8 protein-coding genes and 3 pseudogenes are annotated in these 9,508 nt (G+C 67.2%); 7 read left to right on the forward strand and 4 right to left on the reverse strand.

The window, feature by feature from the left end; all coding sequences use genetic code 11:
• The first annotated feature begins 119 nt into the window (after positions 1–119).
• Both NRP21_RS23810 and NRP21_RS23815 read left to right on the forward strand, forming a co-directional pair.
• Positions 120–299 carry a hypothetical protein gene (locus NRP21_RS23810; RefSeq protein WP_257718735.1) on the forward strand — a complete coding sequence of 60 codons (180 nt, stop codon included), beginning with the start codon at positions 120–122 and terminating at the stop codon, positions 297–299.
• Between the two features lie 14 nt (positions 300–313).
• Positions 314–829 carry a hypothetical protein gene (locus NRP21_RS23815; RefSeq protein ID WP_257718743.1) on the forward strand — a complete coding sequence of 172 codons (516 nt, stop codon included), beginning with the start codon at positions 314–316 and terminating at the stop codon, positions 827–829.
• Between the two features lie 29 nt (positions 830–858).
• Here NRP21_RS23815 and NRP21_RS23820 read toward each other — a convergent pair.
• From NRP21_RS23820 to NRP21_RS23830, 3 genes and pseudogenes are all read right to left on the reverse strand, one after another.
• A pseudogene (locus tag NRP21_RS23820) lies at positions 859–1,618 on the reverse strand (IS5 family transposase); the annotation flags it as partial.
• Positions 1,619–1,830: 212 nt separating this feature from the next.
• Positions 1,831–2,207: pseudogene (locus tag NRP21_RS23825) on the reverse strand (transposase); the annotation flags it as partial.
• 222 nt (positions 2,208–2,429) lie between these two features.
• The gene (locus NRP21_RS23830) at positions 2,430–3,875 is read right to left on the reverse strand and encodes a helix-turn-helix domain-containing protein (protein WP_257718736.1); all 1,446 of its coding nucleotides are present in this window, start codon (positions 3,873–3,875) and stop codon (positions 2,430–2,432) included.
• 312 nt (positions 3,876–4,187) lie between these two features.
• On the opposite strand from NRP21_RS23830, the gene NRP21_RS23835 reads away from it, so the two are divergent.
• The gene (locus NRP21_RS23835; RefSeq protein WP_257718737.1) at positions 4,188–4,814 is read left to right on the forward strand and encodes a cupin domain-containing protein; all 627 of its coding nucleotides are present in this window, start codon (positions 4,188–4,190) and stop codon (positions 4,812–4,814) included.
• 1,056 nt (positions 4,815–5,870) lie between these two features.
• On the opposite strand, the gene NRP21_RS23840 is transcribed toward NRP21_RS23835, so the two are convergent.
• Entirely contained in the window at positions 5,871–6,080 is a 210-nt protein-coding gene (locus NRP21_RS23840; protein WP_257718738.1) for a hypothetical protein, read from the reverse strand.
• Between the two features lie 210 nt (positions 6,081–6,290).
• Between NRP21_RS23840 and NRP21_RS23845 the strand changes: the two genes are divergently transcribed.
• The 4 genes and pseudogenes from NRP21_RS23845 to NRP21_RS23860 all read left to right on the forward strand — a co-directional run bounded on the left by NRP21_RS23845 (position 6,291) and on the right by NRP21_RS23860 (position 9,355).
• Entirely contained in the window at positions 6,291–6,437 is a 147-nt protein-coding gene (locus tag NRP21_RS23845; protein ID WP_257718739.1) for a hypothetical protein, read from the forward strand.
• Between the two features lie 780 nt (positions 6,438–7,217).
• A pseudogene (locus NRP21_RS23850) lies at positions 7,218–7,814 on the forward strand (IS630 family transposase); the annotation flags it as partial.
• 79 nt (positions 7,815–7,893) lie between these two features.
• Positions 7,894–8,841 carry an IS110 family transposase gene (locus NRP21_RS23855; protein ID WP_257718740.1) on the forward strand — a complete coding sequence of 316 codons (948 nt, stop codon included), beginning with the start codon at positions 7,894–7,896 and terminating at the stop codon, positions 8,839–8,841.
• A gap of 307 nt (positions 8,842–9,148) precedes the next feature.
• Positions 9,149–9,355, forward strand: a complete 207-nt coding sequence (locus NRP21_RS23860; protein ID WP_257718741.1) for a cold-shock protein — start codon at positions 9,149–9,151, stop codon at positions 9,353–9,355.
• Positions 9,356–9,508 lie beyond the last annotated feature (153 nt).

Raw genomic sequence — 9,508 nt, forward strand, 5'->3', positions numbered from 1 at the left:
CGCCGGTAGGCCGCTCCGTCCTATCCTGGGCAGCGGGGGGAGGTGCGGCGCACGGCGCGCAGCGGTCCGCGCTGCTCCGTTCGCCGCAGGCGGGTCGGCGGATGCGGGACGAAAGCTGCGTGCGGACGAGACGACCCGTGATGGAGGTGACGGCAGTGACGACGTGGCGAACCGGCTTGCTGCTGCTGGCCATGTGCCTGCCGGCCGCGGCGACGGCCTCCGACACGGTGCTGGCCGTCGTCGCGGGGCGCCGCTACGCCGTGCCCCGGGCGCTGGTGGACGGCCCGGGCACGTCGTGACCGGGATCCTCTCGATGCGGCTTCTCTGGCCCGGTGCCGTGCCCCTGCCGCCGGGGCACGACACCTCCTACGAGAGCGGCCTGGTGGCCATCGGCGTGCAGGACATCTCGCCCACCACGCAGGTCGAGCAGCTGTCGAGCATCCCGGGGCAGCGGGCGCGGTTCCTCACCCTCTGGCGGGACAGCACCGTGGACCAGCTCGGCCTCGCCTCGGACTTCAGCCTCGCCGCCCTGTCCCTCGGCGACACGGAGGAGGCGTCCCGGCTCGGCCTGCGCGCCCTCGGACCCTTCGCCGCCGTGGACCCGACGCGGGAGCTGCGGCTCTTCGCGGACGGGCCGCCAGCGCGCCTCTCCGTTCTGATGGCGTGCTGGACCGGCCTGTCGTGCCAGCTGTGGTGGATGGATGGCGAGGCGGCGGTGGAGGTCACCTTCGCCGAGCGCTTCCTTCCGGACTGGGCCGCGATACGGAACGAGGTGACGGCGTTGCTGAACCGGATGCGGGCGGGGCGCGGAGTAGCACCGCACCCCTGACAGGCCAGGGGACGGATAGGCCAGCGGAGGGCAGCCATAGCGACGTGGATCATGGCCTCGGATACGTCGAGGCGCTGCTCGTAGTCGCGGACCAGGCGTCGCCAGCGGATCAACCAGCCGAAGGTCCTCTCCTCCACCCAGCGACGCGGGAGGACGTGGAACCCTCTCGGATCGGAGCGCCTGACGATCTCAACGACCAAATCGAGGAGAGCGGCCTTGTCCATCAGCGTCGGCCGGTCGTAGCCCGTATCCGCGAAGAGGTGCTTCAGCCACAGCCAGCGGCGGCGGATGGTGGCCAGGATGGTCTATACGCCGGCGCTGTCCGACACGTCGGCAGGCGTGAGGTTCACCATCAGCAGCCGCCCGTCCGTGTCCACGGCGACGTGGCGCTTGCGACCGACGATGCGCTTGCCTCCGTCGTAGCCCCGAACTTCAGCGAAGCGCGCCTTGACCGCCTGGCTGTCCAGCACGCCCCCTGAAGGGCTTGCCTCCCGCCCCGCTGCCTCGCGGTCCAGCATTAAGGCCACGTCGTGGATGGTCCGGAACAGCAGGCACCGGACGAAGCGCCGGAACCACCAGTACACCGTCTGCCACGGCCCAAAGTGGATCGGCAGCATCCGCCAGCTTCCGGCGCTCCGGGCCAGGTAGCGGATCGCGTCCAGCACTTCGCGCAGGGCGCGGTAGCAGCGGCTCCATCCGCCCCTACTCCTCGTCCGTCAGATCAGACGGGTAGCGCTTCGTCTTGCGGGCAAGCTCGGCCATCCGCCCACGGGTCTCTCGGGTCCACATCCCAAGCTTGAATCACCCCGCCCAAGCCCTGCTAAGCCATTCTCAAACGGTCACTGAGCCATCCGTCAGCCCAGGCGAGGGAAGTCAGCCTAGTCGCGTCCCGCTGCATCATCGGTCATCCCGGGGTGGTCGCGACAGGTCCTGCTTGACCACTCGTGTCGTCTCCTCCTGTCCATCTACGGCGTGGAGAAGCAGTCGAGGCTGTCCGGGTGGACGAAGTGCCGGCAGATCGCCCGGATCGCCTCCCCGTTGTCCTTCCGGAAGTCGGCGATGGTCTCAAAGTCCGGGACCAGCCGCCCTGTCGGCCACATCAGCTCGAGTTTGCGCCCTGCCTCGCGCTCTAGCCGCCGGCTGGACTGGATGCGGTTGAAATGGCCGTAGATGTAGATCTTCAGCAAAGTTGCGGCGTGGTAGGCCGGACGGCCAGTCCGTTCGGGGACGACCCCCTCGAACCCGAGCTCGGCCAGATCAAGCGCCACGACAAAGGCCTCGATCACCAGGACCGGGTTCTCCTCAGGGACATAGTCCTCATGCAGTCGGAGAGCAGTGTCACCTGGCCCCGCTCCTCGGCTTCCACGAAGCGTTTCATCCCAGCCTTCTCGCCGAAGGCCATAGGATACTCCGCCAAGCGTTTTCACACCGCCTCCGCCCGAACCGGAAGGAGATCGAGCGTCAGGCAGTGCTCCGAAGCGGACACAACGAGATTGGAAAAGTGCGTGGTACCGCGTGCTGATCCCATCGCGTCCAGCGGTGAGCCCGGGCGCATAGTCCGGGCGATGCAGGTACCTGCCGCTCCAAAGCCCTCGCAGGCTCACTGTGGCAGCCCGGCGCGCGCGAGACCCTCCAGCACGAGTTGCTGCGCCCGCGGATGCAGCGCGATCGATTGGGCGCACCAACTCACCGTCAGGTCCGGAAACGAGCGCCTGAGTGCGACAAGCGAGCGTCGCGCCTCATCGCCCGCGCCAGCGTGCATCGCGGCCGCAGTCAGGAACCGGTGCGGCCAGGCCCGGGCGGGTTGACGCTCCAGTGCGCGGGTCAGAGCGCGCGCGGAGCCGGCGCAGTCACCCCGTATGAACGCGGCGATGCCGAGCCCGACCATTGCGATGGTGCCGTCGTCGCCGGCGGGATAGAGAGTCAGCGCGCGCCGGAAGGCCGCGGCGGCCCTGTGTCCGTCGCCGCGGAAATTCTGGATGAAGCCGAGCCGCCGCAGCGCTTCGGGCTGGCAGGGGTCAAGGGCGAGGCTGCGCGCGACCAGGACCTCTGCCTCATCGAGACGCCGGTTGAGCGAGAGCGCGCCGGCGACCAGCGTCAGAACCTCCGGATCGTCCGGCATCAGGGCCAGCGCCCGAGCACCCTGCGCCAGGGATCGCTCCCGGTCTCCCCCCGCGTCGCGCGTGAAGCAGTGGTTCGCGCCCAGCGCAAGGCTCCATGCCGCCAGGGCCAGCGCGCGCGGATGTGCGGGCTGGCGGTGGAGCGCCTCGCCCAGGAGGTCCAGCGCCATGCCAACCATCCCTGGCTCCTGAGAGAGGGCCGCTGGCCGGGCGCGCGCGACAAGGCTGTCAACGTCGGCCCGCTGCCGTGGCATCGCCCTTGCGCGGGCAGCCCTGTCGGCGGCGAGCACTGCCCGCAGGGCGCCCACTGCGCGCTCTGCCCAGCCGACGCCGGCGCGGCGTCGGAAGGGCTCACGTACCATGCCCAGCACCGCGCCGGTGGAGGGCTGCACGAACGACAGCACCGCGCCATCCGCCTCCGCCCGTCCCTCCAGCCGGAGGACGGAAGCGGGTTGGGCGGATGCGCGCCCCTCCGAGCTGAGCAGGGCGAAGCCGTGCGCGCGCCCGAGGGCGATCGCCAGGTCGTCCGTCGCGCGCCGTGCCAGGGCGGCGTCGGCAGGCGTGGCGGGGACCAGGGGGCGCAACACGAGCGGCGTGCAAGGGTCATCCGACACCGCCTGGACGCAGCGTCCTGCGCGGAGGGTGGCCGATGGCGCCTCCCCGAAGGCTTCGGCATAGGCGATGGCGAAGCGCCCGGGATGCGCGAAGCCGTGGCGCAGCGCCGCGTCCAGGACAGAGGTCTCCGCACCGGCGCGGAGAGTCTGTCGGGCAAGATCGAGACGGAGCCGTTGGACGACGGTCCGCGGCGAAGCGCCGAGGATCCCAGTGAACCGTCGTTGCAGGGTGCGTGGCGAGACGCCCGCGGCCGAGGCCAGATCGTGGAGGGTCGGAGCCGCCACGGCATCCTGCGCCAGGGCGGCCCTCACGGCCTCCAGCGCGCGCCGGACGCAGCCTCCCCCGCCCTTATCGGGCCTGCCGGCGACATCCTGGAGATCGAGCGGTCCGTTTCGAGCCGTGGGACCCGCTCGTGCCTGCCGATACCTTCCCATGGAAGCTCTCCGGAGCAACAGGGTTCCTGGCGTGTCCCGGACAGTATGGCGCAATCCGGACAGAAGCGGCGCAGTTGCCGTGCTCACATCTTTCCGATCCCGCAACCGGAGCGGGGCAGGAGGCACGCCATGACCCGCAATGTCATCCCACAATGCAGCCCCCTTGCCAGGGCAGGCTCATGGGGTTCCATGCCGGTCGTGCACCGGCGGGACGTGCGGGCCGCCGTGAAGGGCGCCACCGCGCTCCTGCTGCTGGGTGGCCTTCCGCTGTCCTCGCCTGTGGCGCAACAGGCGCCAGCTCTCGTCATCCGGCCACTGGCCGAGAAGCGGCTCACGGAACTGCCCTCGGGCCCGCTCTTCTGGCGGATCGAGACCTTCCCCTCGCTGGGGGAGGCACGTGCGGCCGAGGGGCCGACGGCGCTGGTCGTGGAGGCCGCGGGGCGGGTCTGGCTGTTCACCTTGGGGCCTGCGGGCGTTGTCTCGGAGGGTGGCGGGAAGCTGGCCGAGGTCGGACCCATCCCCCTGGTGGAGGCGCCGCAGTATCTCCTGCGGATCAACCAGGCGAGCGGACCGCCCGGCAGCGTGACGCCGGTCCACACGCATCCCGGCTCGGAGGCTTTCTATGTCCTTGCCGGAGAGACAACCCAGCGGACCTCGCACGGCGCGGTCCGTGTGGCAGCGGGATCAGCGATTGCGGGGCATGGCGCGGACATGCCGATGGAGGTCTCCAGCAGCGGCTCGACCGACCTGCTCTCCCTGGTGATGTTCGTCGTGGACGCTACGAAGCCGTTCTCCTCCAGCGCCAGCATTCGATGATGCTGCGGCCTGGCAACTCCGGGGTTCAGCCGCCGAGCCTGGAAGCCCACGGCATGGCCGCGACCCTGGCCGCCTGATCCGCTCGTCCGTATCGCCATCCTGCCCGCCCGGAAGCAGCCATGCCGCTTCCGGCCATTGGCGGACAGGAGAGCAGGGCCTTAAAGGAGCGCCGGCAGGATGGTGGCGGCCCTGCCCGAGGCTGGTGGCAGTTCGAGGGCGGGCCGATGAGCGGCACGGCCGAGGTGCTAACCGGCGCTGCCACGAAGCGCCTGGCGGAGCGGGTGTGCGCCGACCTGCAGGTCTCCACCGATCGGGCGACTGTCTATGCCGCCCCGGAGCACAACGACCTCCTGGCCTGCGCGTTCGCACGGCTGCTGCTCTGGGGACGCCCCAAGGCACTGCCGGGGGTGGACCAGCCCGCACTGGCCGGGGCTACTATTTTTCGCGCTGGCACCCGCGGAAGCCGCACCCGGAGACCTGGGTGGGGCACTGGTGGGAGGCCCTGGAAGCCGTGGCGGCGTAATTGGCCGAGGGGGACCGGCACGGAAATGCCGGTCCAGGCCAGTGTTGCAATGAAGGATGGTGGAGACAGTGTTCTAAAAGCGGGCGGCCCTCTCAGCAGCTACCCGTCGAGGAAGTCAGGCAGCTGGGGCGATCCTGAGCCGACCCGCCGATGTTGCGCAAGCGAAGGTTGCGAGACGGGAAATGGTGAAGGGTCGGACGGCGGAGTGAGCGTTGTGTGAAACGTGGCTGTCCTGATTCTCAGGTCAGCCGCGAGCCCTGGCTGAGAGGACAGAGGCCTGCTCATCGGCCTGAGACATGAGGCGGTCTAGGCCAACTGGATCCTCGATATGGAGGATGACCGGCGTCTTGCCATCCGGGGGGAAGACTGTGACCGTCCAGCCCGGAGCACTCTGCTCGGCAATCTGAATGCGACAGTCTCTTAGGGTGCGCGTCTCGATAATCCTCATGATCGAGTTCCCAAGCTGTCGCCGGGGCAAAGCATAATGCTTGGTAGAGCAGTTCCACCGACCACCGGTTGTATGCGCGGACGCTTCATTTGGCGATCACGAAGAGGTGCCGCGGCAGCCATTCGCTCCAATCCTGGCCATTGTATTGTATTCGGATGCTGTCGGGCACCTCAGCCGGCGCATCGTCATCCTGAACGGTGAACGTGGATTGTAGGGAGATGCGGTGCTTTCTCATATCAGGCGAGCGCCAGAAGGAATTTGTCCTGTCTGGGTAAATGAGGTCTCCGGGTTCCATGGGAGATGCTCCTACCACCTCATCGAGCACGCCGGCACATAGATCAACTCAGCATTGCTGCAACCTTGTCCGCGGGGACAACGCCTGGGGACTGTTGAACCGGGTGGGCGAGGGCGTCATCAGCGGCGAGCTGGTGGACCGGGCCGACTGATCCGCAGTGGGTTCTCAGGAGATGGGTAGCGGCACCAGGCTGCGGCCAAGGCGAGCCGCATGGAGCCCGAGTTCTGCTGGCCGGCCAGCCGTGAGAACGACGATCTTGCAGCCAGCCGCTGTTTCGATTTCGGCGACTACCTTCTTCTGCCCGTCAGCGATGTCGAGCATCGCTTTGAGGCCGAAAGCCAGGGCATAGCCGGCTAGCAAGTTACTCATTGGGGCAAATCACGGCACGCTGCATGCGCGGGTCTGGCGAGCCAACCTTGCCTTTCTTGCCAGGCGACTGCTGCGCCGAGCCAACAAGACTGATGAAATGAAGCATCGCGGACCGGGCTCGACACCGGTTGCACTCCGGGGCCGCAGACCAATCGGGGGGTGTCTGCCATCCGTCATGCCTCGAGGGGGGAGGCGGGTCCTTCCCCGCTGCCGCCACGCTTCGGCGGAGGTTAAGCTCACTGGCGTGCCGTTTCGCAATCAAAATCTCAGAATTTACACTCATTTTCGCTGAATGAAGCGCCCCCGTTATCTGACCTCCTAGAGCGGTCTCCGGTCTGGCTGAATCGCTCGTGATCTCCGGGGGTGTGGGGCGGTGATTCAGTGTCCCTGGCGAGGAGGCCCGGGGCATGTCGAAGGGGTTGTCGGTGGATCCACGGGAGCGGGTGGCGGCAGCAGTCGCCGCCGGTGCGTCCTGTCGGGCGGCGGCGACCCGCTTCGGGGTGAGCGCGTCGAGCGCGATCCGCTGGGCCACGCTGGCACGGGAGGCGGGCTCGGTCGCACCGGGGCCGCTGGGCGGGGATCGCCGAACGGCACGGATCGAGGCGCATGCGCCGCTGATCCTGGGCCTGGTCGAGCAGGCCTTCGACATCACGCTGAAGGAGATCCGGGCCGAGCTGACGGAGCCGGGCGTGTCGGCCGGGATCGGCACGCTGTGGCGCTTCTTCGAGCGGCGCCGGATGACGTGGAAAAGAGACGGCCCATGCCGCGGAGCAGGACCGGCCGGACATCCTGAGGCGGCGCTGGGCGTGGTTCGACGACCACATCGACCTCGATCCCGCCAAGCTGGTCTTCATCGACGAGACCTGGGCCTGGACGAACATGGCCCGCACCCGCGGCCGGGCGCCCCGGGGCGAGCGCCTGCGGACCGGCATCCCGCACGGACACTGGAAGACCACCACCTTCGTTGCCGGCTTGCGCAACACCGGCATGGTCGCCCCCATGGTCCTCGACGGCCCGATCACCGGCCGCGCCTTCCAGGCCTATGGCGACCAGGTCCTCGTGCCCGAGCTGCGGCCCGGCGACGTCGTCATCATGGACAACCTCGGCAGCCATAAGGGCGCGGGCGTCAGAGCCTCCATCGAAGCCGCAGGCGAGAGCCTGCTCTACCTCCCGCCCTACAGTCCCGACTTCAACCCCATTGAGAACGCCGTTTCGAACCTCAAACTGATGGGAAAACGCTTGTCTGATGATGTTCCTGCCCCTTCCGGCAAAGATGGGGTGCTGCCGACGAGGTGCGAACTCGCCGGCAGCGGGAGGGGACGGGTCGTGAAAATGCTGGCCGTGATGGGCCGTGCTAGAGTGTGACCGCCCCTTTCTTTTCCTCGTGGCCTGAACGAATACCCGGGCGTCATGGCCCGGATGACAAGCAAAGGACCTGGAAAAGATGCTCCCGACCATAGCGCAGACTGTTGGGGTCGACATCTCCAAAGCGACCCTCGACGTTTATCTCCACCCCCAGGCCATAGCCCGGCAATTCCCCAACACCATGGCCGGCATCGCGGATCTGCTGTCATGGCTCGGCCAAAGCCCGATCCACCGCGTCATCTTCGAGCCGACAGGCGCCTATCATCACCGACTTGAACGCCAGCTCGGCAATGCGGGTGTGCCCGTGGTCAAGGTCAATCCGCTGCAGGCCAGACGCTTCGCAGAAGCTATCGGGCAGCGCGCCAAGACCGACGCCGTCGATGCCGCCATGCTCGCCCGTTTCGGCGCGCTGGATGCACTGCAAGTCAGGCCGATGGTGAGCCAAACGCTCAGCGACATGAAGGAGCTGCTCGTTGCCCGGCGTGGCCTGGTCAAGGACGGCGTCGCCGCATCCAACCGAAGCCACACCCACCGTGCGCCACTCCTCAAGCGGTTGGCCGATCAGCGACTGCGTCAGGTTGAGCGCCAGATCGCCGCCATCGATTGCGCTTTGCGCGCCCTGTGCCAGGCAGATGGCGACCTGAAGGCCCGCCTCGATATCCTCGTCAGCATCCCGGCGATCGGCGAGGCGACCGCACTGGCCATGCTCATCGAGATGCTTGAGCTCGGCACCATGGACAACAAGTGCGCGGCCAGCCTGGCCGGCCTTGCTCCGGTCGCCCGCGATTCCGGACAGCACAGCGGCAAGCGCCTTATCCGGGCCGGTCGCGCCCACCTACGTCAGGCCCTCTATACGCCAGCCCTGGTGGCGATCCGCTTCAACAAGGACATGAAAGCCAAATATCAGGCCCTCGTCGCCACTGGAAAACCGCCCAAGGTTGCGATCACAGCTGTCATGCGCAAACTCCTCATCCTCGCCAACGCACTGCTCCGCGAACACCGAAGCTGGACGCCAAAGCCTGCTTGACCAACACGGATACTCTAGCCGCCGTGTTGGTCTGACCCCCATCGACGCTCCAGGGGCGGGCGCGATGTTGAGACTCGAGCGGCACTCGCCTCGTCGAGAACAGCTCAAATCGGGGCGGCCAACAACCAGCGAGCGAATGAGCTTGCAAAGTATAATTCCTTCTCCCATATAGATACCGTCAACTTCGTTGTTCCGGTTTGCTTCTTCTGCTCGTTCGCACGAGCACCAGTTTGCCTCCGTTTCATAGTGAAAATGATCCAATGTGCAATCTTGCACATCGGTTTTCCGTTTTGATTGGAAGCAACACATGTCTATCGGTACTGTTAAGTGGTTCAATGGAACCAAGGGTTTCGGCTTTATCCAGCCTGAGGACGGCTCCAAGGATGTATTCCTGCACATCTCCGACGTTCAGCGCGCCGGGATGCAGGAGCCTCGGGAAGGCGACAAGATCGAGTTCGACGTCGTTCAGGGCCAGCAGGGCAAGTCCTCGGCCGGCAACCTGCGCCACGTCTGAAGGTCGAGCGGCGGTCGCCGTCGTTCCCTAGCACTACCTGGGCACTTTAGAGTGGATGGTCGGCAGGAACCGACGTCTGCAGTGTGGGCATCGGACGGGTTCGGCGAGGTGGGCGAAGAGCCGATGGAAGATGGCCTGACGTAGAGCTGGCAG

This window comes from Roseomonas populi (assembly GCF_024594815.1).
Taxonomy (GTDB): Bacteria; Pseudomonadota; Alphaproteobacteria; order Acetobacterales; family Acetobacteraceae; genus Roseomonas; species Roseomonas populi.